Origin of the sequence: Pseudoxanthomonas sp. 22568 (assembly GCF_052044485.1) — a bacterium.
In the GTDB taxonomy this organism is placed as follows: Bacteria; Pseudomonadota; Gammaproteobacteria; order Xanthomonadales; family Xanthomonadaceae; genus Pseudoxanthomonas_A; species Pseudoxanthomonas_A beigongshangi.
Map to the genome: position 1 here is coordinate 153,404 of NZ_JBQENC010000008.1, position 25,723 is coordinate 179,126.

Genomic DNA, 25,723 nt, shown 5'->3' on the forward strand with positions numbered 1-25,723 from the left:
GAGCGATGAAACTGGGTTCTTTGAAGGAAGGCGGCCGCGACGGCACGCTGGTGGTGGTGTCCCGTGACCTGGCCCGCGCCGTGCGCGCGACCGGCATCGCCGCGACCCTGCAGCAGGCGCTGGAAGACTGGTCCAATGTCGCGCCGCGCCTCAATGCCCTGTCCGAGTCGCTCAACCATGGCGACGCCGACGGGGTGTTCGATCTGGATCACAAGGCGCTGGCCGCACCGCTGCCGCGTGCGTACGAATTCGTCGACGGCAGCGCCTACCTGCCGCATGTCGAGCGGGTGCGGCGTGCCCGCAACGCCGAAGTGCCGGAAAGCTTCTACACCGACCCGCTGATGTACCAGGCCACCAGCGCCGGCTTCCACGGCCCGCGCGATCCGGTCCGGGTGGTCAGCGAGGACTACGGCATCGATCTGGAAGCGGAAATCCTCGTGGTCACCGACGACGTGCCGATGGCGGTCACTCCCGAGCAGGCCGCAGGACACATCCAGCTGATCGGCCTGGTCAACGATGTATCGCTGCGCAACCTGATTCCGCCGGAACTGGCCAAGGGCTTCGGCTTCCTGCAGTCCAAGCCGCGTTCGGCGCTGTCGCCGGTGTTCGTCACGCCCGACGAACTCGGTGACGTGTGGCGCGGCAACAAGGTGCACCTCCCGCTGCTGACCCATATCAACGGCGAATGGTTCGGCGCGCCGGAAGCCGGCGTGGACATGCAGTTCGACTTCGCCCAACTGGTCGCCCATGCCGCCAAGACCCGCCCGCTCTCGGCCGGCACCTTGGTGGGTTCGGGCACGATCGCCAACGAGGACGTCTCCAAGGGCGCGTCCTGCTTCGCCGAGCGACGCACGGTGGAGACCTTGCGGGACGGCAAGCCGAGCACGCCGTTCATGAAGTTCGGTGACGTGGTTCGCATTGAAATGCTGAATAGTGACGGCGATTCCATTTTTGGCGCAATCGAGCAGCGCATCGAGCCCCAGTCCTTGCCTTGAGCCGGCCGGAGAGCGCAAATGGACCAGACTGTCGCGTAGGGGGGCTCATGGGCGTTCGGCAACAGGGAAGGCAAAACAAAACGGAACGGAGTTTCCGCCATGGGTGAGCAACTGAAGCTCTATTCGTACTGGCGTTCCAGCGCGGCCTACCGCGTGCGCATCGGCCTGAACCTCAAGGGCCTGGCCTACGAGACGATTCCGGTCCATCTGGTCCGCGAAGGCGGGCAGCAGCACCATCCCGATTACGTCGCCAAGAATCCGCAGCACCTGGTACCCACCTTGCTGCACGGGACCCGGGTGATCCGGCAGTCGCTGGCGATCCTCGAATACCTCGACGAGGCCTGGCCGTCCCCGCGACTGCTGCCAATGACCGCGCGCGACCGGGCGCGGGTGCGCGCGCTCGCGCAGATGGTCACCAGCGACATCCATCCGCTCAACAACCTGCGCGTGCTCCAGTACTTCGAGAACACCTGGCATGTCCCGCATTCCGAGCGCGACGACTGGATCAAGCATTGGATCCTTGAAGGGTTTTCCGCGATGGAGACGCTGTTGTCAGGGGATGCGGCGACCGGCGCCTATTGCCATGGGCAGACGCCGGGCATGGCCGATTGCTGCCTGATCCCGCAGATCTTCAATGCCCGCCGGTTCGGCGTGGACATGGAGGCGTTCCCGACGCTGGTCAGGATCGAACAGGCCTGCCTCGCGCTACCGGCCTTTGACCTGGCGCGCCCGGAAAAGCAGCCCGACGCACAGCCCTGAGGCGGCCGCGTATCGGTGTGGTGGAGCCAGAGCGTAGCGGAGCAAGCTCCGCTCTACGTCTGTCAGCCGAAGCCGTGGGTGATGCGGGGGGACGAGGTGCCCGGATTGGAATTCTCGTAGTCCGCGTAGGGATCGTGCTCGCCCTGGCTACCCTCCGAGAGGCGGAACTTCAACGCCAGGCCATCGCGCGAATCCGCGGCGCGCAGCGCCTCCTCCTGCTCGATCTCGCCGTCCTTCGCCATACGGAACAGGCACTGGTCGAAGGTCTCCATGCCTTCCTCCAGCGATTCCTCCATCGCCTGCTTGATCTCGTGGACCTGGCCGCGGCGCAGCAGGTCGCGGATCATCGGCGTGTTGATCAGCACTTCCGCGGCCGGCAGGCGGCGCCCGTCCACGCCCTTGACCAGGCGTTGCGACACCACCGCGCGCAGGTTCAGCGCCAGGTTCATCAGCACGTTCTTGTGCGCGCTCTCCGGGAAGAAATTGAGGATGCGCTCGATGGTCTGGTCGGCGTTGTTGGAGTGCAGGGTCGCCAGGCACAGGTGACCGGTTTCGGCGAAGGCGATGGCCGCCTCCATCGTGGTGGCGTCAAGGATCTCGCCGATGAGGATCACGTCCGGCGCCTCGCGCATCGCGTTCTTCAGCGCGTTGTGGAAGGCATGGGTATCCAGGCCGACCTCGCGCTGGTTGACGATCGATTGCTTGTGCTTGTGCAGGTACTCGATGGGATCCTCGATGGTGAGGATGTGCCCGGTGGTGTTGCTGTTGCGGTGGTCGATCATCGACGCCAGCGTGGTCGATTTGCCCGAGCCGGTGGAACCCACGATCAGGACCAGCCCGCGCGGGGTCATGATGATGTCCTTGAGCACCGGCGGCAGGTGCAGGTCCTCGATGGACGGGATCACGCTGCGGATGGCGCGGATCACCATGCCGACCTCGCCGCGCTGCTTGAACACGTTGACGCGGAAACGCCCCGCATCCTGCAGGGCGATGGCCATGTTCAGTTCCAGCTCGCGCTCGAACACGGGCACCTGGCCCTCGTCCATCAGCGAGTAGGCAATCTTCTTGACCATGCCGGGCGGCAGGCCGGTATTGCCCAGCGGATAAAGCTTTCCCTCAATCTTGATATAGACCGGCGCCCCGGTGGTCAGGAACATGTCCGAGGCGTTTTTCTCGGTCATCAGCTTCAGGAAATAGCCGATGTCCATGTGCGAGCATCCCCATTTGTGGCGGCCCACCGTTGCAACGGGGGCGCAGGCTTCCGACAATGGCCGCGCGATCCCCTGATACGTCACGGCACCCAGATGATTCGTAGCTTCGCACAAATCCGCTTGCCCCTGTATGTGATGGTGGCCGCACTCACGGTCGCCGGCGGGTCGGCATTCCCGATCCGGGCCCAGACCGCGACGACGCCGGAACTGGAAACGGCGCGCCAGGCCGTGGAGCGCGCGGATCAGGCCGACGCCGATCAGTACGCCCCGGACCGCATGGCCATCGCGCGCCAGTTGCTCGCCCAGGCCCAGGCCGCGCAGAGCAGCCGCGACAAGAAGCTGGCCCTGGACCTGGCCATCCGTGCGGCGGCCGATGCCGACGTGGCGCGCGCGCTGAGCCTGGAGGCGGTGGCGAACGCCGACCTGCAGCAGCGACGCGCCGAAATCGCGGATCTCCAGCGCAAGCTCGGCATGGAGGGCGGCCAATGAACCGCAATCTCCGTCGCGCGGGCCTGCTGGTCCTGCTGCTGTCGCTGCCGGCCGGCGCATTGCTGGCAGCGGACAATCCCGTCGTCATCCAACTCGGCCAGCGCCTGGCGGCATTGCGCGCCAATCCCGAATACGCTGAATTGGCGGCCTTCGAACGCCTGCAGGCCCAGCAGGCCATCAGTGAACTGGCCGAAGCGCGGCGCAGTGTCCGCGAGCGGGCCCAGTACGTCGCCGAGCGGCGGGTGGAAATCGCCGAGATCGCCACCCGCACCCAGGCCGCGCAGCGCGAAGTCGGACGCCTCGATCGCACCCGCAGCGAGCTGCTGGTGGAAGCCAGCCGGCGCGAGGCCGAACGCGCCCGGCAGGAAGTCGAGCGGATGCGCATCCAGGCGCAGATCCAGGCCGAGGAAGCCGAGCGCCTGCGCCAGGCCGCCGAAGCCGAAACCCTGGCCCGCCAGGACGCCGAGCTGGCGCTGACCAGCGTGGCCGGGCAGCAGAGCGCCAAGCTCAGTGCCGCCCGGCAGAAGGAAGCGCGGCTGGCCCGCGAGGAGGCCGAACTGGTGTCGGGGACCAAGCTGCCGGCTTCGAAGTTCGAGGCGCGCGGCGAAGTCTTCACCCTGCCGGCGAGCGCGTTCTCCGGCGGCTCGGCCAAGCTGTCGGAGGCGGGCCAATCCAGCGCGTCCGCGTTGGCCGCCTACCTGCAGGCCAGTCCCAAGGCCAAGGCCCGGATCGAGGGTTTCGGCGACAAGCAGACCCCCGGCCAGCGCCGCGCCGACGCCTTGCGCGATGCCCTGGTCGCGGCGGGCGTGTCCAAGGGCCGGATCCAGGCCGCCGGCAAGGGCAACGGTTCCAGCAGCAAGGCGGCGGAGATCGTGGTCACGCAGTAGTTTTGTTTTTAAAAACAAAGACCTGCACGAAAAACGGGGCGTTCCGGACGAACAGTCTGAACGCCCCGTTTGCCGTTCTTGCCTTGTCGGATCAAGGACTTGTGAAGGGGCTTGTCGGGTCCGGGGACGAGGAGTAGGGTCATATACCCAAGCGACCCCCGTCGCTTGGCTCACCGGAGAGTCGAGCCGATGACGTTGTTCAAAGCCCCAGAGGAGAACGCCCCCGACGGCCAGGTCCGTGCGGGTGTTCCCGGTGGGGGCGCCCGCCATCCCGCTTCGACGTTCCGCTCCCAAGCCAACGCCCCGAGCCTGCCCAGGCCGGGGCGTTCGTTTTTCCGCTGAAGGAGGTACTCCCCATGTTCGAAGGTCAACCGCAGACTGAAATCGACGCACTGATCAAGGCCGACCCGGAATTCAAGCAGCTGTACCAGCGCCATCGCGAACTGGACAAGAAGGTCACCGATGCCGAGCTGGGCGTGCTGCCCATCGACGACAATCTGCTGGGACAGATGAAGCGCGAGAAGCTCGCGACCAAGGAACGGCTGATCCGCATCTACGACGCGAAGCCGCACTGACCCACGACCCGCTCCATCGTCGCGGGCGGCGGNCGGCCGTCGCCGCCCGCGTCACTCGATGCGATAATCCGGGCTCCATCACGATCCGTGAGCGCGAGTCCGCAATGGCGATTCAATCTTCCGTTCTCCAGCTGATCGGCAACACGCCGATGATCAAGGCCCAGCGCCTGGACACCGGCGTCTGCGAGCTGTTCCTCAAGCTGGAAAGCGCCAACCCCGGCGGATCCATCAAGGATCGCATCGGCCTTTCGATGATAGAGGCCGCCGAAAAGCGCGGCGATCTGAAGCCCGGCGCCACCCTGGTCGAGGGCACCGCCGGCAACACCGGCATCGGCCTGGCGCTGGTCGCCCAGCAGAAGGGCTACAAGCTGATCCTCGTCGTCCCGGACAAGATGAGCCGGGAAAAAATCTTCAATCTCAAGGCGATGGGCGCGGAAGTCGTGCTGACCCGCTCGGACGTGGCCAAGGGCCATCCGGAGTACTACCAGGACCTGGCCGCCCGTATCGCCAGCGAGACGCCGGGCGCCTACTTCATCAACCAGTTCGGCAATCCCGACAATCCGGCCGCGCACGAATTCGGCACCGGCCCGGAAATCCTGGCCCAGATGGACGGGAAGCTGGACGCGCTCGTGTTCGGCTGCGGCAGTTCCGGCACCATGACCGGCCTGTCGCGCGCGTTCGCCAAGGATGCCCCGGGCGTGGAGATGGTGCTGGCCGACCCGGTCGGTTCCATCCTGACCCAGTACATCAACGAAGGCACCCTCAGCGAGAAGTCCGGTACCTGGCTGGTGGAAGGCATCGGCGAGGATTTCCTGCCGCAGATTTCCGATTTCAGCCGGGTGAAGAAGGCCTATTCGATCAGTGATAGGGAGAGCTTCCTGACCGCGCGCGAGCTGCTGGCGAAGGAGGGCATCCTCGGCGGCTCCTCCACCGGCACCCTGCTGGCCGCGGCCCTGAAATACTGCCGCGAGCAGACCACGCCCAAGCGCGTCGTGGTGCTGGTGCCGGACACCGGCAACAAGTACCTGTCCAAGATGTACAACGACTACTGGATGCTGGACAACGGCTTCATCGAACGCCCCCAGTACGGCGACCTGCGCGACCTGATCCTGCGCCCCTACAGCCAGCGGGACACCGTGGTGGTCAGCCCCACCGACCTGCTCACCACCGCCTACCAGCGGATGAAGCTGTATGACGTGTCCCAGCTGCCGGTCATGGAAGGCGACAAACTGGTGGGCATCGTCGATGAAAGCGACGTGCTGCTGCACGTCTACGGCGACGAGGCCCGGTTCCGCGACCCTGTGTCCACCGCCATGGTCAGCAAGCTGGATCGCCTGGACGTCCGTTCCCCCATCGAGGCCCTGCTGCCGGTGTTCGACCGCGGCCAGGTTGCCATCATCACCGATGGCGACGCCTTCCTGGGCCTGATTACCCGGATCGATTTGCTGAACTACCTGAGGCGCCGGGCGCAGTAGGTTCCCGGCCCCTGCCGGCCGGGCGGGGAAAGGCGTAAAAAGGACAGTACGTTAAGCCACGACTGCTAAAATTCGCGGTCGATCTCCAAAGGATTTTCCATGTCGGACCCCAAGCCCCATGACGAGGCGGGCGCAGCTTCGCTTGCCCTAGCCACCCTGGCCATCCACGGCGGCCAGGCCTCGGATCCGAGCACGGGGGCGGTCATGCCGCCCATCTACGCCACCTCGACCTATGCCCAGGCCAGCCCGGGCGTACACCAGGGTTTCGAGTACTCGCGCACGCATAATCCGACCCGGTTCGCGTACGAGCGTTGCGTCGCCACGCTAGAGGGGGGCAGTCGCGGTTTTGCCTTTGCTTCCGGCATGGCGGCCACCTCGACCGTGCTGGAACTGCTGGACAGCGGCAACCACGTCATCGCGATGGATGATATCTACGGCGGCAGCTATCGCCTGTTCGAGCGCGTGCGCAAGCGCAGCGCCGGCCTGGATTTCAGTTTCGTCGACCTGACCGACATCGCCGCGTTCGAAGCCGCCATCCGCCCGAACAGCCGGATGGTCTGGATCGAAACCCCGACCAACCCCATGCTCAAGATCGTCGATATCCAGGCGATCGCGGAAGCCGCCCGCAAACGCGGGCTAATCGTGGTGGTGGACAACACCTTCGCCTCGCCGATCCTGCAGCGTCCACTGGCGTTGGGCGCGGATATCGTCATGCATTCGGCGACTAAGTACCTCAATGGACACTCGGACATGGTCGGCGGCATGGTCGTGGTCGGCGGCAACACCGAACTCGCCGAACAGATGGCGTTCCTGCAGAACTCGATCGGCGCGGTGCAGGGGCCCTTCGACAGCTTCCTCGCCTTGCGAGGCCTGAAGACGCTGCACCTGCGCATGAAGGCCCACTGCGAAAACGCGATGGCGCTGGCCGAGTGGCTGCAGGTACAGCCGGCGATCGAGAAGGTCATCTATCCCGGTCTCAAGGATCATCCGCACCATGGACTGGCCTCGCGCCAGATGCAGGGTTATGGCGGCATTATCTCCATTGTCCTGAAAGGCGGCTTTGAAGCCGCCCGCAAGTTCTGCGAAGGTACCCACCTGTTCACGTTGGCCGAATCCCTGGGGGGCGTGGAAAGCCTGGTCAATCATCCCGCGGTGATGACGCACGCGTCTATTCCGGTGGAGCGTCGCGCTCAGTTGGGAATCACGGATGGGCTGGTCAGGTTGAGCGTGGGCGTGGAGGACCGCGACGACCTGCGCAAGGATCTGGCGGAAGCGCTATCGGCATGACGATGCCCGATCAAGGTCTGCGCCAGACGCTATAGACGGCGGCCGAATGAGCTCACTTCTTGCCAGCTTGTTGGCCCGCGGTTACTCCCTGGGTTGGTTGCGATGGCTTTTCCAGAGGCTGCCGTCAGGCCTGCGTGGCGGTGCGCACTCGCGAATGGCCGAGCGCCTGGCGAGTGCGAACAGGTTTCGCCGCACGGAGCGCTGGGAAGATCCATTGCCCGGATGGGACGCGATTGCCTCCTCTTCCCCGCAGAACGATGATCGGGATGGTGTCAATATCGTCGGCTTCATCCGTGGTGATTTCGGACTGGGGGAGTGCGCCAGGAGGTATGCGGGCGCATTGCTACGGAATGGGATTCGCACTTCACTCTACGACGTGGATCTTAATCTTCCGCATGGCAGGGACAACCACAGCCTGGACAGGTGGATCACGAATACCCTGCCGCATGCCTTCAGCATCGTATTCGTGAATCCGGACTTTCTGGATGCGGCCATCGAGAGAATTGGACGATTGCGTCTTCAACAGCAGTACGTCATCGCCTGTTGGTTCTGGGAACTGGAAACCGTTCCCGAAGCCTGGCGCCCGGCGGTGGAGCTCGTGGACGAGATAATGGTGGCCTCGGAGTTCATGGCCGACGCATTCCGCCAAGTGACGGAAAAGCCCATCCTGCGCGTGCCGATTCCCGTGGAGGAGCCGTGGTACAGCAGGCTCGAACGCAGCGACTTCGGATTGGAGAAGGGCAGGTTCATGTTCCTGTGCAGCTTCGATTTCGATTCGTGGCTGACGCGCAAGAATCCATTTGCAGTGGTCGAAGCGTTTTCTCGTGCTTTCCCGCCAGGAAGGGATGATATCGGCCTTCTCATCAAGTCGAGCAACGGGGACCGGTATCCGAAGGAGTTGTTGGCCCTGCTTGAAGCCACATCGAAGGACCCGCGGATCATGGTGCGCGATGAAATCATCGAGAAGCCGCATTTCACCGCGCTTCAGCGTTGTTGCGACGCCTATGTCTCGCTCCACCGTTCGGAAGGCTTCGGGTTGGCACTGGCCGAGTGCATGGTGATGGGAATACCGGTCATCGCTACCCAATGGTCTGGAAATCTCGAGTTCATGGACACCGGAAATTCCGTCCTGATCCCCTGCGTGACCAGGCGCGTGGAGGTAGGGGAATATCCGCATGCCGATGAGGCTTACTGGGCCGAACCATCGGTTCCCGCCGCAGCCGAGGCGATGCGTAGGCTGGCCGATGAAAGAAGTGAAGCCAGGCTGATTGGATTGCGTGGACAGCGCGATGTCCGCGCCCGACTTGCGCCAGAGAAAATTGCCGCTGCCATCATGGAACGCATTGGATTCCTGAGCCGCGGCATGAAGGAAAGGAAAATAGACAATGCTTGAGATATTGCGCGCGATATGGGCGTATCGGTACTTCGTGGCATCCGCCATACGCAATGACTATCGCCTCCGCTTTTCAAGAAGCAAGATGGGCCTTGCATGGATGGTGATCCATCCACTTGTCCAGGTGCTCATATTCGCACTGGTACTGTCGGAACTCCTTTCCGCCAGACTGCCAGGTATCGACAGCAAGTTCGCCTACGCTATTTATCTGATGGCGGGGATTCTGTGCTGGACGCTGTTCTCGGAGACAGTGAGCCGCTTCCTCACGGTGTTCATCGATAATGCCTCCCTCATCAAGAAGATGGCTTTTCCCCGGGTGAATCTGGCGGTGGTGTCAGGTGGCATCGTCCTCCTCAACAACGTGCTCCTATTCGTTTCGATCCTGGTCGTCTTCTCCGTGCTTGGCCATATGCCAGGAATGAGCATGCTATGGCTGCCAATCCTGGTGCTTGTCACGTTTGTTCTGGCCATGGGGGTCGGGTTGGTCCTTGGCATACTCAATGTATTCATGCGCGACATCGGACAGGTGGTACCGGTGGTCCTCCAGGTGCTTTTCTGGCTAACGCCGATTGTGTACAGCATCGAAATCGTGCCTGCATCGATGCGGACGGCATTGCGCTGGAATCCGATCTATCCGCTTGTTGCCAGTTACCAGAACGTCCTTGCCTTCAACCGACCGCCGCTGTGGACCGAGTTGGGCATCCTGTTCGTCGGTGCCCTGGCGCTTCTCTTGATCGCGTTGCTTCTGTTCCGGCGGGCGAGTGCTGAAATGGCGGACGTGCTATGAGCGGCGAAATCAAACTCTCGAATGTCGGAAAAGCATATCGGAACTGGGATAGCGAATGGGACCGGATAGGTTCCTGGTTCGGCCTTCCGGTAAACAATCCGGAAGAGCATTGGGTTCTCCGGAACATCGATCTGGTGGTCCGCCCAAGTGAAACCTTGGGTATCATCGGGCAAAACGGCGCCGGAAAAAGCACGTTGCTCAAACTCATCACCGGGACCACCCGGCCGACGGAGGGTGCGATAGAGAAGCGCGGGCGCGTCGCCGCGATTCTCGAACTCGGGATGGGCTTCAACCCGGACCTGACGGGGCGGCAGAACGCATGGCATGCGGCGGGCTTGATGGGCTATTCGCCATCCGAAATCGAAAGTGCCATGAAGGATATCGAGGACTTCGCTGAAATCGGAGAATACTTCGATCAGCCGGTGCGCTGCTATTCGAGCGGAATGCAGATGCGAGTCGCCTTCAGTGTGGCGACGGCGTTCGTTCCCGATATCCTGATCGTCGATGAAGCGTTGTCCGTGGGCGACAGTTATTTTCAGCACAAGAGTTTCAATAGGATCCGGCAATACCGCAAGGCAGGCGTTTCCATCATTTTCGTGACCCACGGGATGTCCGACGTGAAAACGCTGTGCGACCGCGTCGTCCTGCTCGACAAGGGGCGAATCGTCAAGGAGGGATTGCCTGACGAAGTGGTCGATTACTACAACGCCATGGTCACCGAAAGGGAGAACCGGAATCTGACCATCGAGCAGAAACGTGATCAGGATGGTTGGCTGACGACACGAAGTGGCACAGGGGAGGTCCGGGTTTCATCACTGGCCCTCTATGATCAGGAAACCGGTGATGAAGTGAAGCTCGCCCGTGTAGGTCAGAAACTCGAGGTACGCCTGAGGGCAATCGTGTCTCAGGACGTCCGGCGGCTGGTGCTCGGCTACATGCTTCGAGACAAGCTTGGACACGTGGTATGGGGGACAAACACTTGGCACACTCACCAGGTCCTCGCGAACCTCCGGGCGGGCGACGTTGTTGAATACAGGCTTCCTTTCGAGTGCACGCTGGGACCTGGTTCCTACTCGGTATCCCCGGCGCTGGTGAGCACGGAGAATCATCTGGTCGACAACTACGAATGGACCGACAACATGCTGGTATTCGATGTTGCGAATATGGACTATTCCGTTTTCATAGGCAGCAACTGGATAGACACGAAGTTCTTGATAAGAATCAATGGCCAGGAGGAGTATGGAATAGCTCCCTTGGACATTGACCGCCCTGGCAGTTGAGCGAACTGCCCGCATCCAACAATGAGTACCGCAATGGAACCCATCATTTCCTACGCCCAGAATTTCGAAGACGTAATTCTGTGGCGCGTCCTGGGTGACGTCGATGAGGGCTGCTACGTGGATATCGGCGCGCAGAGTCCGATCGTCGACTCCGTCAGCCTGGCCTTCTATGAGCGCGGATGGCGAGGAATCCATGCGGAGGCCAACGACGATTACGCGGATGAGCTTCGACGCGCAAGACCAGGCGATATCGTTGTCGCCGCGGCTGTTTCCTCATCGCGTGGGATGGCGACCTTCTATGCGCTTCCGAACACGGGGTTGAGTACTCTGGACGCCGCCGTGGCCGAAGAGCATGTCAGCAGGGGCGGCTATGCGCTCTCGGCGAAGAGCATGCCAATGGTCACACTGGATGATGTAATGGATCTAGCCGGCGAGAGGGAGATACATTGGCTAAAGATCGACGTGGAAGGTGCGGAAAAGGCGGTCCTGGACGGATGGGAGTCCGTCAGGAGGCCCTGGGTGGTCGTCATCGAGAGCGTTCAGCCCATAACCCACGAGTCGACCCATGAGGCCTGGGAGCATGGTCTGCTTGAGAAGGACTATCAATTCGCGTACGCAGACGGTCTGAATCGCTTCTACCTGCACAATGACCGGTTCGAGCGGATTGGTAGGTTCGAGTTTCCTCCCAACGTCTTCGATCAGTTCAGCTTGAGCGGCACTGCTACCTCTTCTTTCGGAGCCCATCTTCTCCAGAAGGCCAATGACGCAACCAAGGCCGTGAGGAAAGAAACCGAACTGCAAAACCAGGCGGCGCTTGAGGCCGCGCAGGGCGCGTTGAGTACGGCCGAGGAAAAGATCCGGGAGTACGCGCATCGGCAGGAACATCTCGACTGGCTGACACGCCATCAGACCGAGACGATCGATGCCGCAGAAGCGCGAATCATGGAACTGGAGGTGCATAGCCTGGGACTTGCGGAAACCCTACATGCCAGAGAAACCGAGATTGCCGAGGCCAATGGACGGGTTTCGGAACTTCGCGCGGCGTTGGTCATGGCGCAGGAAAGCATGCTGTCGGCTTCAAAACGAATGGCTTCCGAACGCATTGCCGCGGAGATGCGTTCATTCCGGTTGGAGGCGAAGGCAACCTCCCTTAGCGCGAAGACGGAACAACGAACCCAGGTCTTGGAGTCAATGCGCGTCCTGACGGTCGATCTACAACGACAGCTGGATGAAGCGCGACAGGAACTTCAGGGATACCGGCAGCAAATCAATCAGTTCGTCAGTAGCACCTCCTGGAGATTGACCGCGCCGTTAAGGGCGGCATCCTACATGGCTAGGGGCAATCTGGCGGAGGCACGAGCCTCGGTCCGCAGCATGGCATCTCTTTTTAAGGAAGGGGGATGGGTAAGGCGGAGTGCTGCAAGGTTGTTCCCGGCAGGAACCCGGCTTGGGTCCAGGCTTCGCCGAATTACCACGGATAGCGCTACTCCGGTGTCTGCCCCGGCTGCCCGGCCAGCGGCAGATCAACGTGTAATCGATATGGATGAAAAACGGATGTTGCGATTGCTACAGGAAAGAGCGGGAGTCATAAAGCGGAGCATGGAGAGACATCGTTGAAAATCGCGATTGACATGCAATCCCGGCAAACGCTCGGAAGCCGTGAGCGCGGAATCGGACGCTATTCGCTGTCTTTGGCAAAAGCAATGCTGGAGGTTGGAGGGGGGCACGAATTCGTCTTCGTGGCCAACCGTGTCCTTGGCAACATCGACGCAGTACGTGATGACTTCGGGCTTCCGGAAGGATCGCCGGAGTTACATGTGTTCGAATCCCTGAGGCATACGGAATCATCCGATCTTGCTAACGAGTGGCGACGGAAAGCCAGCGAGATCGTACGAAGGAGTTTCCTGGCCGGGCTAGGGGTGGACGCCGTGCACACCACCAGCCTTTTTGAGGGATATGGTGATGATACTTGCGCCTCCATAACCAGGGGGAACGGTGCCTATCTCGAGGCAGTCACCCTTTATGATCTGATTCCATATACGTTTCCCAGCGTATATCTGGCCAATCCGGGAATTCGCAATTGGTACTACGAGCGCCTCGGACACATGAGGCGCGCCGATCTGCTGTTGGCGATTTCCGAGTTTTCGGCGGGCGAAGCGTGTGTGCGGCTCGGACTGAGAAGGGAGAATGTTTTCAATATATCCGGCGCCGCCGATGCTCATTTCCGGCCTTTGACATTGAACGAAGACCGGCGAGATGAGCTTCTGGCGAAGTATGGGTTGCGCCGGTTCATCATGTATACCGGTGGGATTGACCATCGGAAGAACATCGAACGCCTGATTGAAGCGTATGCCAGGTTGCCGGCGGGCCTTGTTGCGACGCTCCAGTTGGCAATCGTATGCAAGGTACATCCCCAGGAGAAGCAAAGGCTGGGTGAGTTGGCACGCTCGCTGGGTCTGAACGAAGATCGCCTCGTCCTGACCGACTTTATTCCGGATGATGATCTGGTCGCTCTCTACAACACCTGCGACTTGTTCGTCTTCCCCTCCTGGTGCGAAGGATTCGGATTGCCGGCCCTTGAGGCCATGCAATGTGGCGCTCCCGTCATCGCGGCGGACGCGTCTAGCCTTCCCGAGGTAGTGGGAAGGAAGGACGCGCTCTTCAATCCGCTCGACGTAGACAGCATCGCCGCGAAGATGGGCCAGGCTCTCGAAGATCACGCCTTTCGCGATGATCTCCGATTGCATGGCGTCCAGCGAGCGAGTGGCTTTACCTGGAACGAATCGGCCAGGCGGGCTCTCGAAGCGATGGAGGAATCGCATGATCGGAGGACGAATCTCGCGACCGGACGTTCGCAGGTGCTGTTCGGGCAGCACATCCGCCCGAAGCTGGCTTTCGTTTCACCACTGCCTCCTGACAAATCCGGAATCGCGGCTTACTCGGCGGAACTGCTCCCGTTCCTTGAGGAATACTACCAGATAACACTGATCCAGCCGGATGGTGAAACGGATGATCCGTATCTTCATGCGAACATGCCGATCCATGACGCGGATTGGTTCAGAAAGAATGTGGACCGATTTGATCGCGTCATCTACCAGTTTGGAAACTCGTCGTTCCATGCCCACATGTTCGAACTGCTGGAGGAAATTCCTGGATCGGTGGTGTTGCATGACTTCTGGCTCAGTGGCGTGGTTGCGTACCTCCAATCGACAGGCAGGATGCCAGGATTCTGGGATGAGGAACTCTACTACTCCCATGGCTGGCCCGCGTTGGCCGACCGGAGCACCAAGGATGACGAAGTCGTTCGCAATGCCTATCCCGCCAACCGAAGGGTGCTGGATCTAGCTACGGGTGTCATCGTCCACTCGACCAGAACGGTAGAGATGATCCAGGATTGGTATGGCGAAGCGCTCGCGTGCAAGACTGTACACGTCCCTATCCTGAGGACCATCCCCGCCCCGATTGGGATGTCCATCGCCAAGGAACGGCTGGGTTACGATGCCGAGACAAGATTGCTCTGCACATTCGGATTCCTAGATGCCACTAAATACAGTCTTGAGATTGCCAAGGCCTTTCTAGCCTCGTCGCTTGCAAAGGACCCCCAGATTAAATTGGTCATGGTGGGTGCGAATCCCGAGACGGTATACGGCGAGTCGATCAGCGCGATCATCGCCGGATCCGACGGAAGAATCATCGTTACGGGCTTTGTCGACCAAGAGGAATATTCGCTGTATCTGCAGGCCGCCGAGGCCGCTGTGCAACTGCGCAGAGGCACGCGGGGCGAAACTTCGGCGGCAGCGCTGGATTGTCTCGCGAACAGGACGGCGCTACTCATAAATCGGAATCCGGCCTTCTCCGGAATTCCCGATGAATCTGCGCTCGTATTGGATGAAGATTTTGAAGCGAAGGCGCTGGTTATCGCTCTCGATCGCCTGATGAATGCGTCAGGTGATCGGGAAACGCGAATTGCTGTAGGTATTGACTATTTGAGGGACAACTGCAGTCCCACCAAGATCGCACGGCAGTACAGCGAGGCCATTGAGTCGTTCGAGCATGCCAGTCCCAGATTGCGCGCAGCGCTTGCCTGCAAGGAAATGCTTGGTGTGGATGCGGGAGTTCCCGCGCACGAGGCGGATCTTTGCGCTGCCGCGGATGCCGTGCGTGCAAACACCGCGATGGAGAATCAGGTGGGCGTGCTCTATGTCGATGCGGACCTGGGCGATCAGGTCGATCTCCATGCCTTGCTTCAGCACGACGAGACGCCCTGCGGAACCCGGCTGGTGCCGCGCATTGAGTTGATCTGCAATGATGGTGTGGGATTCTTCTGCAACCGTGAGAAGATGTCTTCCCTCCTCGGTTTGAAAATCCCGATGGCTGATACCAGGCTTTCGAGCCAGGACAATGCCACCTATCTCCTTGACCTCGGAGCGGTTCTTCGCAGGGCGGGTAGCATGGATGCCCTGACGACGATCCTGGGACAAGGGGTGGGAGGCCGGAAAGGTAGACTTTGGTTCTATTGTTCGGCAGTGACCGTGCAGACAGTCGCGCTGCCGTTGCTCGTGCTTGCCTCTCGTTTCGCCGAGGGCTTCGTCGTTGATTCCGGTAACGAATTGGATGAAATGCTCAGGCTGGCTTTGTCCGTAGCTGAAAGGGAACGGATGCGACTGGTACATCTAAACGGTTTGGATGCCACCCTGACCGACGCCGTCCTGGNAATGAGCGGGCAATGCCAGGCTGAGTCGCTGCCCGTCAGCGTACGGACGATTCAGCGGCAGGCTGCCGACAAGGTCTGGATGGCTGGGCCGGAAGGGTTGTCCTCACAGGTCGGAGAATGGTGCGAAGGGCACCTTCGTAGCAACGGAACAGCTGGTTTCCTGGTCTTCGGCCCTTATGCCGCAGTCGGTTCCGGGCGCTACGTTCTCAGGATTCACGGCCATGTTCAGGATAATGGCTCGACTAGGCAGGCTTGGTATGATGTCACGTCGGAGCGGGGCCAGAGGAAACTCGTGGAATCGACTCCCCTGCAGCCGGTGGCGGTTGGCTTGTTGGTAGAACATGAATTGGCATTGGACTCCCCCATTGACGATATGGAAGTTAGGCTGTGGGTGGGAGCCGACGAGAGTCTGGAGTTCCGTGCCCTCCAATTGACAAAACTATGAACTAAGGCATTTCTCCAAGGACGCTCTCATGGAAAAGAATCACAGCAACAAAGTCACTGCCACTCTGGGATTGATGATCCTATGTGCCGCTGTCTCGGCCTGCAAACAGGAGCAATCCCAGGGACAGGCAACGACGACGGAGCCACCGGCTGCCGCCCCAAAGGCGCCGTCCATGGTACCCGGTACAGTAATTGTCGAAGTCAAGGCCTCCGAGGAACGGATGCGCGTTTCAGCCGTGGCCGAAAAGCTAGGCGACAGAGTTGTGGCCAAAGGCGCCTCGGGCGTCCTCGTTTTCGGTCCCTATGTTCCGCTTTCTCGCGGCCACTATTCCCTGCTTATCGAGGGAACCAGCAAGACGCCATTCGTTGTTGACGTGGCGCATACAGGCGGTACGCAGAAAGTCGGCGTAAAACGCTATGAAGCTCAGTCTGGTAATGCCATCGGTGCAGGCAGCCTGGCGACACTTGATTTCGATATCGCGGAGGCCGTGCAGAATGCCGAGTTCCGCGTGATTGTGCCGGAAGGCGCGGATACGACCGTGACCTCCTACAAAGTCGTCGTCCGCTGAGGATTGAACCAAGGAGCAGTGAGCAGTCAATGAAAAAGGCAATCATCACCGGTATTTCCGGCCAAGACGGCGCTTACCTGGCCCAGTTGCTCTTGGAAAAGGGCTATCTGGTCTATGGCACATACCGGCGTACCAGTTCGGTCAACTTCTGGCGGATTCAGGAATTGGGCATTGACCAACATCCTAATCTCAAACTGGTCGAATACGATCTGACTGATCCAGGTGCGAGCATCCGGCTGCTTGCCTCGACGGAAGCAACCGAGGTCTACAATCTCGCTGCACAGAGTTTCGTCGGCGTTTCGTTCGATCAACCGCGAACCACGGCGGAGATATCCGGCATAGGCGCGTTGAACCTCCTGGAGGCGATTCGGACCGTCAACGGCAATATCCGTTTCTACCAGGCCTCGACTTCCGAGATGTTCGGAAAGGTCCAGGAAGTCCCGCAGCGGGAGGAAACCCCGTTCTATCCGCGTAGTCCGTATGGGGTGGCCAAGCTGTATGCGCACTGGATTACGGTCAACTACCGCGAGAGCTATGACGTCTTTGGATGCAGCGGAATTCTCTTCAACCATGAGAGTCCACTTCGCGGACGTGAATTTGTCACCCGGAAGATCACGGACTCGGTAGCCAAGATCAAGTTGGGACAGTTGGATTGCCTCGAGTTGGGCAATCTGGACGCGAAACGGGACTGGGGATTCGCCAAGGAATATGTAGAGGGAATGTGGCGAATGCTCCAGGCCGAGCAATCCGATACCTACGTGCTTGCTACGAATCGCACCGAGACGGTGCGTGATTTTGTTTCAATGGCATTCAAGGCCGCCGATATTGCGGTCGAGTTCCGTGGTCAGGATCTCGAGGAAGTAGCAGTGGATGTGCGGACGGGAAGGACTGTCATGCGCATCAACCCGGCGTTCCACAGGCCAGCGGAAGTCGATTTGCTGATCGGCAACCCGGCAAAGGCCAAGGCTGTACTTGGGTGGGAGCCCAAGACAACGCTTGAGGAATTGTGCGCGATGATGGTGAAGGCGGATTTGGAACGTAATCAGCGTGGTGCGTCGTTCTGATGGTTTACGGGGCCAAGCGAGCTCTGATCACTGGCGTCCGGGGATTCACCGGACGCTATGTGGCCGACGAACTCCAGAGGAATGGCTACGAAGTATTCGGACTGGGACATGGTTCCGAAGTCGAGGGCGAGAGCGGATTCGCCAGAATCGACATCAATGACCGGCCGGCGGTGCAGGCCCTATGCAACGCAGTCAAGCCACATGTAGTGATTCATCTGGCGGCGCTTGCGTTCGTGGGGCACGGCGATGCGGACGACTTCTATAACGTCAATTTGATCGGGACGCGTCGATTGCTGGAGGCTATTGCATCCACGGACGTTCGGCCCGAGCGCATCCTGCTCGCGAGCAGCGCGAACATATACGGCAATTCGCCGCTCGAACTGCTCGAAGAGTGCAGCCCGGTCGCGCCAGCGAATGACTACGCGGTCAGCAAGTTAGCCATGGAGTACATGGCTGGACTGTGGAAGGACCGCCTGCCCCTGATTATCGCTAGACCGTTCAATTACACGGGAATTGGCCAAGGTGAGAACTTCCTCTTGCCGAAAATCGTCAGCCATTTCCGCCGCCGTGCCGATCGCATAGAGCTGGGAAACCTGGATGTTTCTCGGGATTTCAGTGACGTGCGTACGATTGCCCACGTATACAGGCGGTTATTGGAAAAACCTGAAGCAGTCGGCCAGACTTTCAATGTCAGCTCTGGTGTCGCGTATTCGCTTCGAGAGGTGGTCGCAATTTGCGAAGAGCTGACCGGGCATCGTATGAAGCTGGAGGTCAATCCCGCATTCGTGCGTACCAACGAAGTGCGTACCCTCCGTGGAGACAATTCGCGTCTTCGTGAATTGCTGGACCATTGGAACGCGATTCCATTGCGGGAAACGCTGGAGTGGATGCTATCGGGGAGTTGAGGACTTCTGTACTCCCGCAGATGAGCGCTCTCTCTAGCGGAGAACCATCGGCGGTCCACAACCTCCTTTGAAAAAATTCCCTATTTGCTTTATCCCCCTCCGTCACGTCGAGGAGTGGCTGTTATCGTGACACCAGGAGACATTGCTTGAGTACTCGAATACCCGCCTCGACTTTCCAAACTCCCGGTACGTCTGCTGGTTCGGCTCAATGGGGGGCATGGCGTCTACTCGAGCTGCTCGCAGTGTTGGTGCTAGCGATATCCGTAATCGGCTTAGTGGCCATGCGGATGGGGATTTTCCACGCGTGGCAGATCTGGATTTGCGGATTCATGGCGACGCTTGCGTATGCGAAATGGACGCCGAGTACTCGGTTACCGGACGAAGATAGCCCGCCGATATGGCATCTGTTGTTGATTGTCGCTGTGGCGTTGCTCTTCAGGCTGCCTGCATATACCTACCAGTTAGGTGGGCAGGACGAGGGTATCTACACGAACATGGCTGCGCATTTGGTACGGACGGGAGGTCTGGAACCGATCGACACGATCTTTCGGGGGATCGCGAGTCCAGAAGTGCGCGATCTTTATGTTCAGAACAACTATCAGCCCAAGATATATCTTCCGGGCATATATGCACTGGGTGAAGGGAAGCTGGAGTTCCAGTTCTACCATCTTTTCCCCGTCTGGCTTGCCATGTTTGGCGCAATCTTTGGTCTGGAGCATCTCGCCTATGCCCTGACCTTTCTATCGATCGTATCGCTCCTGTTCTTCCAGAGATTGGCGCACGCAATAACCGGAAGCGCAAGAGCTGGCCTTATCGCTGGGTTATTGCTGGCCGTAAATCCGCTACATGCGTTCTTTTCAAAATTTCCTGTAACCGAAGTTCCCACGCTCGCCTTCTCACTCATTTGCTTCAACTTCCTGCTGGCGTACTGGAATCGTTCCGGGATTACTGGGAGCAGGAGATACCTCGCAATCTCGTTGGCAGCATTAATGATGCTCTTCATGACTCGCGTCACGGGGTTCATGTACTTGCCGTTGATTTTCGCCGTATCCATGTCCGCACTCCTGATGAACAAAGGGGACGAGAGAAAGAAGGGCATCTTCTCGTGGAGTATTCTGGCGGTATTGCTTTACGCTGCGAGCATCGCATATGGACTCAAGTGGTCGACGTCATATGCGAAGGACATCTACATGCTGTCCTTTGCGCCGTTGCTGGGAGACAAATGGCTTCAGCTAGTTTTACTGGCCCTGGCCTGCGCAGCAGCAGGATGGTTGGCCATCGGTGTCATGGCACAGCGTGAAAACTGGAGAGCGACGTTGCGCAGTGGGGCCAACGCAATCGCGCTTGCGCTGCCTGTCCTGCTGCTGGTGTTCTCCATTTTGGCTGCTTGGAAAGCCTACAAGCTCGGTTTCACGCCCGCCTATGCAGATCATCCCTGGTATGGGAAGGTCTTTAGGCTTGCACAGCAAGGGATGCAATCCGTACGCTCGATCAGCCTCGTCGCTGCGACGATGTATGTTTCGCCTTTCCTGATGCTGGCATTCTATTCATTGTCGGTGCGTAGGCAGGCGAGTACGGCCAACACACTGCTCTTGTTCTTTGTTACTTGTTTTTACGGTCATCTTGCCGTATTGCAGTGGGTGCTTCCGTATCAACCCTACTACGCGCGCTACCTGATCAGCGAGTTTGTGCCTTATCTCCTTTTGTTCGTCGTCTGTGCGTGGGCACTCGCCGGACGCGGGGCGGTCAGACGATACACCACCGCAGCACTTTTGGTCAGCGGCGTTTGGGCAACCGTGCTGAGCGCGCAGCAGATTGGAAAGATGGAGCATGAAGGTGTGGCGCCGTCGATAGAACGGCTGGTTTCTCACTTCGACTCCGGCGACATCATTCTGGTCGACCGGTCAATGACGGAACCGATTACTCATGAGTTCAAGACCGCACTGGTCTACACATATGGGATGAACGTCGTGACCGTGGGACCGCAGGACATCGAAGAAGCTGGCTATGCGCGCCGCTTGGCGATGTCCTATCACGACGTATTCTACGTAACACGCAGCACGACGCCTCCTCCGGGTTTCGTGGAGGTTGATGCTGTGGACTTCGTTGAGAAGAACTTCTGCCACGGGGTATCTGCTCCTACGGAGATCTGTACGCGTAGCGACAGCCAACTTATGGTCTATCGCCGTCCGCAGTGGCACCCGCCGTCGCCCGGCGAGGTAGCCCTGGAGTTTTCCGCTGTTGACCGAGAGATAAAGACGCTGGTCGGGATGAAGGAAGGTCGAGCCCTCATCGCCGGTGGACAGCCGGGGTTCGTGATGTATGGGCCGTACCGACCGCTCGCAGCAGGGAAATACTCTATCGTGGTTCTCGGGTCAGCCCGTACACCGTTCAACCTGGATATGAGTGCGAATCAGGGGAAACAGGTTATATATAGGGCTGCGTATCCAATGGCGCAGGAACCCGTGAGTGGCACCTTGGCCCGTTTTGAGTTCGAGTTGCCGGAATCCGTTGGAGATCTGGAGGTCAGGATAAGTGTTCCCGAAGCATCCGATATAAGGATTGAGGGTTACCGGATCCTATATCGCTGAGATCATGGCGTGCATTCGTTGTCTTCATGCGAGTGCACGCACCAAGGAAGACTCTGAACCGTCGATGCAAGACGGACTATGCGCTTGTAGGCGTTAGATTATTTGAGTACGACGGTTCTACAGCCGGGTACCCGAAAGGACCGCTGTAGCCTTGACTCGAATCGTTGGAAGTCGAGGTGACAAGAAACTCTCATCAAGTGCCAGGCTTGGCCACGGATGAAGCATGAACATCAGGCTTCTGCTTCACGTGGTTGAGGGGCTGCTCACGGAAGGAGTACTCAAGTCGCTGCACTCGCACATCGATGCGCTCCATCAGTTTTCGGTTGGTGGCGATGAGGTCCGCAAGGAATCCCATCATCAGCGTGATGGCGCCCAGAATGAGGCATAAAGCGGCGAAGACTACGGACTGGATATGGCCAGCCCCATCACCAATGATCACAAAGTAAAGATAGCGAATGCCTGCTAGCAGGCCCAGAGCACTCAGGATGATGCTTGGCCAGAAGAACAGGAAGAACGGCCGGTAGATGGCAAATACGCGCAGGATAGTAACGAGCGAGCGTTGCACATAGCTGCGGATGCTCTTCACCAGGCGCGAAGGGCGCAGATCGGGGTTGGTACGGATCGGCACCGACAGCACGCGTAGATTGCTGCGCCCGGCCTGGATAATGGTTTCCAGTGTATACGTATACGCATTGAACACGTTCAACCGCATCGCCGTCTCGCGCGAGATGGCACGAAAACCACTGGGGGCATCAGCCACCCGGGTCTGGCTGGCAACACGCACGGCCCAGCTACCGAGGCGCTGCAACTTCTTCTTGATCCAGGAGAAGTGCTCGGTTTCATCGATCGGGCGCGCGCCGATTACCATATCAGCCTGACCAGCGAGGATCGGTGACGTCAGTAGAGGAATGTCCGTGGCCTCGTACTGGTTATCGGCATCGGTGTTGACGATCACGTCAGCGCCCAGTCGCAAGCATGTATCCAGTCCGGTCATGAAGGCAGTAGCCAGGCCACGATTGACGGGGTGCCGAACGACATGATCCACGCCGAGTTCACGGGCGAGGTCGGCCGTGTTGTCGGTAGAACCATCGTCGACAATCAGCCATTCGACCTCATCGAAGCCGTCAACTTGCCTGGGCAGCGCGCCAATGGCCACGGCGAGAGTGGCCGATTCATTGAGGCATGGGATCTGGATAATCAGCTTCATTGCGTTTGCTTTCCCTTGTGCCGGGGATGGCGGGTGATACCGTCGCATGAACGGGACTGGATGCATTTAATCTCAGTTCCACAGTTGCATCCAGCCCCCGAGACAAGCGTGGACTTTTGCCTGCGGCGTTGAGGATCGCACGCGGAGCGGTTGGTCAGGATTGGATAGTAGGCGCGACGGAGGTCGGCTTGATACCAACCTCCATACTGCTTGGATATCCGCATTGGTTGAACGGATGGCGTGGTGGCGTGATGGGTCAGGTACGTCCGTAGGTGTCTTCGAAGCGGACGATGTCATCCTCACCCAGATAACCGCCGGATTGAACTTCAATCAACTCCAGCGGCAGCTTGCCAGGATTGCGCAGGCGGTGGGTAACCCCGAGCGGAATATAGGTGCTCTGGTTCTCGGTCAGCAGGATCACCTCTTCGCCGCGAGTGACCTCTGCGGTCCCACTGACGACAATCCAATGCTCGGCGCGGTGGTGATGCATTTGCAGGCTGAGCGATGCGCCGGGTTTGACGGTGATGCGCTTGACCTGAAAACGGTCGCCATTGTCGATCGAGTCATAGGCGCCCCAGGGGCGGTAGACCTTGCGGTGGGCGGCTGCTTCACTACGACCTTCGCGCTTGATCCTGTTCACCACTTCCTTCACGTCCTGCACGCGATCCCGATGGCCGACCAGTACAGCGTCGTCGGTTTCCACCACTACCACATCCCGCAGGCCGATCAGGGCAATCAGGCGGGTTCCGTAGGCATAGGTATCATGACAATCCACTTCAATCACATCGCCGTGATGTGCGTTGCCGTTTTCGTCCTTGTCGGATACGGCCCACAACGCGGACCAGGATCCCACATCGCTCCAGCCGGCATCCAGTGGTACCACTGCTGCGTCCTGGGTCTTCTCCATCACAGCATAATCGATGGAGTCGCTAGGACTTTGCCCGAACGATTCAGCATCCAGCCGCACGAAATCCTGATCACGCGCCGCGCGTTCCAGGGCGGCCTCACTTGCTGTGACGATGGCAGGCTGGAGCTGTCGCAATTCCTCGAGATAACGGGATGCCTTGAACAGAAACATGCCGCTGTTCCAGAAATACTCTCCCGAAGCCAAGTACTGCGTGGCAGTCTCCAGATTGGGTTTCTCGACGAAACGCTCGACGCTGCGTACCTCGCCACTGCCTGTGGCCTTGATGTAGCCGTATCCGGTCTCGGGCGCATCCGGCACGATGCCGAAAGTGACTAGTTTTCCCTGGTTGGCAGCCTGCGCGGCTACCTTCACAGCAGAATGGAAGGAGTGTTCGTCACGCACGACATGGTCTGAAGGCAATACCAACAACAGCGCGTCTTCGTGTTGCGACAGAGCATGCAAGGCCGCCACGGCGATGGCAGGTGCGGTATTCCGCCCAACGGGCTCGAGGATGATTGCATCGGGTATGGCCTTGCACTCACGCAACTGCTCGGCAGCCATGAAGCGATGTTCCTGATTAGCCACCACGATCGGCGCCTTGTCAGCAAGCGAAGCCACGCGTTTCCAGGTGGCTTGCAGCATGGTGTCGTCTCCGACCAGCGGCAGGAACTGCTTGGGATAGGCCTCACGCGACAATGGCCAGAGCCGTGTGCCGGAGCCACCGGAAAGAATGACGGGAATGATGGGAAGCATGCAGTCTGTCCTGGATCAGGAATGGGCGGCCTGTCCGCCCAATAGCGCGGACAGTTCCTGGGTACGCGCAGCCAGCAGCGCGGCGTCGGCACGGGTTTCGATATTGAGTCGCAACAGCGGCTCGGTGTTGGAACTGCGGAGGTTGAAGCGCCAGTCGCCAAAGTCCGCGCTGAGGCCGTCGGTGTAGTCCAACGCTGGGTTGAGTGGGCCGTAATGCTCCATTACCCGAGCTTGTGCTTCAGCGGCGTCGGCGACGCGGAAATTGATCTCTCCGCTGCACGGGAAAGCCTTGAGCCGTTCCCGAACCAATTCCGCCAGCGGCATACCCGTCTGAGATACCAATTGGGCAATCAACAGCCACGGGATCATGCCGGAATCGCAATAGGCAAAATCCCTGAAGTAGTGGTGAGCACTCATTTCGCCACCGTAGACTGCGTCTTCGGCGCGCATGCGTTCCTTGATGAACGCATGGCCTGTCTTGGACATTACCGGTACGCCGCCGGCCTCGCGTACCATTTCAACGGTGTTCCAGGTCAGGCGCGGATCGTGAATGATCTTGCCGCCGGGATGGCGCTTGAGGAGTGCCGAGGCCAGAAGACCCACCAGGTAATAGCCTTCGATGAAAGTGCCTTCACCATCGAAGAAGAAGCAGCGATCGAAATCGCCGTCCCAAGCCAGGCCGAAATCGGCGCCGTGCGTACGTACGGCCTCCGCTGTTGCGGCCCGGTTACCCGGCAACAGCGGATTGGGGATGCCATGGGGAAAATGGCCGTCGGGGTCATGCTGGATGCGGGTGAACTCGAACGGCAGGTGGGGTGCGAGCTGATCGATTACCAAGCCAGCGCCACCGTTGCCCGGATTGGAGACGATTTTCAACGGCCGGAGCGCATCGACATCCACGTAGGAGAGCAGGTGTGCCACGTACGCCGATTTGTCGGCATCATGGCTGAGGCTCGCCTTTCCCATCGGCAGTGCGGTGCCGGATGCGGCGAAGTCACGTACCGCGAACAGTCCACTGTCCCCGCTGATCGGACGCGATTGCTCGCGAACCAGCTTCATGCCGTTGTAATCCATTGGATTATGGCTGGCAGTGACCATGACGCCGCCGGCAGCCTGGCGATGGAAGGTCTGGAAATAGATCTCTTCGGTGCCGCACAGGCCGATATCGATGACCTCGCGCCCGGCGGCGGCAAAACCCGCTGCCAGTGCATCCTTCAGCGCAGGACTGCTCAGCCGGATGTCGCGGCCCACGACTACGGGACCGGGTCCAAGCAATGCGGAGGTACCCGCGCCGATACGCTTGGCTAGGTTGGCGTCGAGTTCATCCGGGACGCGGCCGCGGATGTCATAAGCCTTGAAACAGGGCAACTGCATCAATTCTGTCCGTGAAAAGACGGCCCCGCAGTATAGCGGGGCCATCGTTCCGCTTCG

20 protein-coding genes are annotated in these 25,723 nt (G+C 59.7%); 16 read left to right on the top strand and 4 right to left on the bottom strand.

Features of this window, described 5'->3' with window-relative positions:
• Positions 1 to 5: 5 nt before the first annotated feature.
• Positions 6 to 995 carry a fumarylacetoacetate hydrolase family protein gene (locus tag ACTJI2_RS12290; protein WP_183639159.1) on the top strand — a complete coding sequence of 330 codons (990 nt, stop codon included), beginning with the start codon at positions 6 to 8 and terminating at the stop codon, positions 993 to 995.
• A gap of 99 nt (positions 996 to 1,094) precedes the next feature.
• Complete coding sequence (maiA, locus tag ACTJI2_RS12295) at positions 1,095 to 1,754, top strand: maleylacetoacetate isomerase (protein WP_141455574.1); 660 nt, start codon at positions 1,095 to 1,097, stop codon at positions 1,752 to 1,754.
• Positions 1,755 to 1,816: 62 nt separating this feature from the next.
• On the opposite strand, the gene ACTJI2_RS12300 is transcribed toward maiA, so the two are convergent.
• Positions 1,817 to 2,962, bottom strand: coding sequence for a PilT/PilU family type 4a pilus ATPase (locus ACTJI2_RS12300; RefSeq protein ID WP_183639157.1), 1,146 nt, complete (start codon positions 2,960 to 2,962; stop codon positions 1,817 to 1,819).
• A gap of 96 nt (positions 2,963 to 3,058) precedes the next feature.
• On the opposite strand from ACTJI2_RS12300, the gene ACTJI2_RS12305 reads away from it, so the two are divergent.
• From ACTJI2_RS12305 to ACTJI2_RS12370, 14 genes are all read left to right on the top strand, one after another.
• Positions 3,059 to 3,454, top strand: a complete 396-nt coding sequence (locus ACTJI2_RS12305) for a DUF4398 domain-containing protein (protein ID WP_183639156.1) — start codon at positions 3,059 to 3,061, stop codon at positions 3,452 to 3,454.
• Positions 3,451 to 4,341, top strand: coding sequence for an OmpA family protein (locus tag ACTJI2_RS12310; protein WP_183639154.1), 891 nt, complete (start codon positions 3,451 to 3,453; stop codon positions 4,339 to 4,341). The genes ACTJI2_RS12305 and ACTJI2_RS12310 overlap by 4 nt, the downstream gene beginning before the upstream one ends.
• A 356-nt stretch (positions 4,342 to 4,697) precedes the next feature.
• Complete coding sequence (locus ACTJI2_RS12315) at positions 4,698 to 4,916, top strand: YdcH family protein (protein WP_183639152.1); 219 nt, start codon at positions 4,698 to 4,700, stop codon at positions 4,914 to 4,916.
• Positions 4,917 to 5,020: 104 nt separating this feature from the next.
• Entirely contained in the window at positions 5,021 to 6,391 is a 1,371-nt protein-coding gene (locus ACTJI2_RS12320; protein WP_318287754.1) for a pyridoxal-phosphate dependent enzyme, read from the top strand.
• Positions 6,392 to 6,490: 99 nt separating this feature from the next.
• Positions 6,491 to 7,678: a cystathionine gamma-synthase gene (locus ACTJI2_RS12325; protein ID WP_440842259.1), complete on the top strand. Its 1,188-nt coding sequence runs from the start codon at positions 6,491 to 6,493 to the stop codon at positions 7,676 to 7,678.
• A gap of 154 nt (positions 7,679 to 7,832) precedes the next feature.
• The gene (locus tag ACTJI2_RS12330) at positions 7,833 to 9,071 is read left to right on the top strand and encodes a glycosyltransferase family 4 protein (RefSeq protein ID WP_440842260.1); all 1,239 of its coding nucleotides are present in this window, start codon (positions 7,833 to 7,835) and stop codon (positions 9,069 to 9,071) included.
• Entirely contained in the window at positions 9,064 to 9,858 is a 795-nt protein-coding gene (locus ACTJI2_RS12335) for an ABC transporter permease (RefSeq protein ID WP_318287751.1), read from the top strand. Before ACTJI2_RS12330 ends, ACTJI2_RS12335 begins: the two co-directional genes overlap by 8 nt.
• Positions 9,855 to 11,138, top strand: coding sequence for an ABC transporter ATP-binding protein (locus ACTJI2_RS12340; RefSeq protein WP_440842261.1), 1,284 nt, complete (start codon positions 9,855 to 9,857; stop codon positions 11,136 to 11,138). Before ACTJI2_RS12335 ends, ACTJI2_RS12340 begins: the two co-directional genes overlap by 4 nt.
• Before the next feature lie 33 nt (positions 11,139 to 11,171).
• Entirely contained in the window at positions 11,172 to 12,755 is a 1,584-nt protein-coding gene (locus ACTJI2_RS12345) for an FkbM family methyltransferase (protein ID WP_440842262.1), read from the top strand.
• A 488-nt stretch (positions 12,756 to 13,243) separates the two neighbouring features.
• Positions 13,244 to 16,297, top strand: coding sequence for a glycosyltransferase (locus ACTJI2_RS12350; protein WP_440842289.1), 3,054 nt, complete (start codon positions 13,244 to 13,246; stop codon positions 16,295 to 16,297).
• Between the two features lie 28 nt (positions 16,298 to 16,325).
• On the top strand, positions 16,326 to 16,865 hold the full coding sequence (locus ACTJI2_RS12355) for a hypothetical protein (RefSeq protein WP_440842263.1): 540 nt from the start codon (positions 16,326 to 16,328) through the stop codon (positions 16,863 to 16,865).
• A 29-nt stretch (positions 16,866 to 16,894) separates the two neighbouring features.
• Positions 16,895 to 17,929 carry a GDP-mannose 4,6-dehydratase gene (gmd, locus tag ACTJI2_RS12360; protein ID WP_440842265.1) on the top strand — a complete coding sequence of 345 codons (1,035 nt, stop codon included), beginning with the start codon at positions 16,895 to 16,897 and terminating at the stop codon, positions 17,927 to 17,929.
• Positions 17,929 to 18,834, top strand: a complete 906-nt coding sequence (locus tag ACTJI2_RS12365; protein ID WP_440842266.1) for a GDP-mannose 4,6-dehydratase — start codon at positions 17,929 to 17,931, stop codon at positions 18,832 to 18,834. The genes gmd and ACTJI2_RS12365 overlap by 1 nt, the downstream gene beginning before the upstream one ends.
• Before the next feature lie 329 nt (positions 18,835 to 19,163).
• The gene (locus ACTJI2_RS12370) at positions 19,164 to 21,425 is read left to right on the top strand and encodes a hypothetical protein (protein ID WP_440842267.1); all 2,262 of its coding nucleotides are present in this window, start codon (positions 19,164 to 19,166) and stop codon (positions 21,423 to 21,425) included.
• A gap of 193 nt (positions 21,426 to 21,618) precedes the next feature.
• Here the strand turns inward: ACTJI2_RS12370 and ACTJI2_RS12375 are convergent, their stop codons facing one another.
• From ACTJI2_RS12375 to ACTJI2_RS12385, 3 genes are all read right to left on the bottom strand, one after another.
• The gene (locus ACTJI2_RS12375) at positions 21,619 to 22,632 is read right to left on the bottom strand and encodes a glycosyltransferase family 2 protein (RefSeq protein ID WP_440842268.1); all 1,014 of its coding nucleotides are present in this window, start codon (positions 22,630 to 22,632) and stop codon (positions 21,619 to 21,621) included.
• Between the two features lie 256 nt (positions 22,633 to 22,888).
• The gene (locus tag ACTJI2_RS12380; RefSeq protein ID WP_440842269.1) at positions 22,889 to 24,292 is read right to left on the bottom strand and encodes a mannose-1-phosphate guanylyltransferase/mannose-6-phosphate isomerase; all 1,404 of its coding nucleotides are present in this window, start codon (positions 24,290 to 24,292) and stop codon (positions 22,889 to 22,891) included.
• Between the two features lie 15 nt (positions 24,293 to 24,307).
• The gene (locus tag ACTJI2_RS12385; protein WP_440842271.1) at positions 24,308 to 25,666 is read right to left on the bottom strand and encodes a phosphomannomutase; all 1,359 of its coding nucleotides are present in this window, start codon (positions 25,664 to 25,666) and stop codon (positions 24,308 to 24,310) included.
• Positions 25,667 to 25,723 lie beyond the last annotated feature (57 nt).

Excerpts from the sequence above, each read along its gene's own strand:
- ACTJI2_RS12290 (WP_183639159.1), top strand. The coding sequence starts at position 6 with ATGAAACTGGGTTCTTTGAAGGAAGGCGGCCGCGACGGCACGCTGGTG.
- maiA (WP_141455574.1), top strand. The coding sequence starts at position 1,095 with ATGGGTGAGCAACTGAAGCTCTATTCGTACTGGCGTTCCAGCGCGGCC.
- ACTJI2_RS12300 (WP_183639157.1), bottom strand. The coding sequence starts at position 2,962 with ATGGACATCGGCTATTTCCTGAAGCTGATGACCGAGAAAAACGCCTCG.
- ACTJI2_RS12305 (WP_183639156.1), top strand. The coding sequence starts at position 3,059 with ATGATTCGTAGCTTCGCACAAATCCGCTTGCCCCTGTATGTGATGGTG.
- ACTJI2_RS12310 (WP_183639154.1), top strand. The coding sequence starts at position 3,451 with ATGAACCGCAATCTCCGTCGCGCGGGCCTGCTGGTCCTGCTGCTGTCG.
- ACTJI2_RS12315 (WP_183639152.1), top strand. The coding sequence starts at position 4,698 with ATGTTCGAAGGTCAACCGCAGACTGAAATCGACGCACTGATCAAGGCC.
- ACTJI2_RS12320 (WP_318287754.1), top strand. The coding sequence starts at position 5,021 with ATGGCGATTCAATCTTCCGTTCTCCAGCTGATCGGCAACACGCCGATG.
- ACTJI2_RS12325 (WP_440842259.1), top strand. The coding sequence starts at position 6,491 with ATGTCGGACCCCAAGCCCCATGACGAGGCGGGCGCAGCTTCGCTTGCC.
- ACTJI2_RS12330 (WP_440842260.1), top strand. The coding sequence starts at position 7,833 with ATGGCCGAGCGCCTGGCGAGTGCGAACAGGTTTCGCCGCACGGAGCGC.
- ACTJI2_RS12335 (WP_318287751.1), top strand. The coding sequence starts at position 9,064 with ATGCTTGAGATATTGCGCGCGATATGGGCGTATCGGTACTTCGTGGCA.
- ACTJI2_RS12340 (WP_440842261.1), top strand. The coding sequence starts at position 9,855 with ATGAGCGGCGAAATCAAACTCTCGAATGTCGGAAAAGCATATCGGAAC.
- ACTJI2_RS12345 (WP_440842262.1), top strand. The coding sequence starts at position 11,172 with ATGGAACCCATCATTTCCTACGCCCAGAATTTCGAAGACGTAATTCTG.
- ACTJI2_RS12355 (WP_440842263.1), top strand. The coding sequence starts at position 16,326 with ATGGAAAAGAATCACAGCAACAAAGTCACTGCCACTCTGGGATTGATG.
- gmd (WP_440842265.1), top strand. The coding sequence starts at position 16,895 with ATGAAAAAGGCAATCATCACCGGTATTTCCGGCCAAGACGGCGCTTAC.
- ACTJI2_RS12365 (WP_440842266.1), top strand. The coding sequence starts at position 17,929 with ATGGTTTACGGGGCCAAGCGAGCTCTGATCACTGGCGTCCGGGGATTC.
- ACTJI2_RS12370 (WP_440842267.1), top strand. The coding sequence starts at position 19,164 with ATGGCGACGCTTGCGTATGCGAAATGGACGCCGAGTACTCGGTTACCG.
- ACTJI2_RS12375 (WP_440842268.1), bottom strand. The coding sequence starts at position 22,632 with ATGAAGCTGATTATCCAGATCCCATGCCTCAATGAATCGGCCACTCTC.
- ACTJI2_RS12380 (WP_440842269.1), bottom strand. The coding sequence starts at position 24,292 with ATGCTTCCCATCATTCCCGTCATTCTTTCCGGTGGCTCCGGCACACGG.
- ACTJI2_RS12385 (WP_440842271.1), bottom strand. The coding sequence starts at position 25,666 with ATGCAGTTGCCCTGTTTCAAGGCTTATGACATCCGCGGCCGCGTCCCG.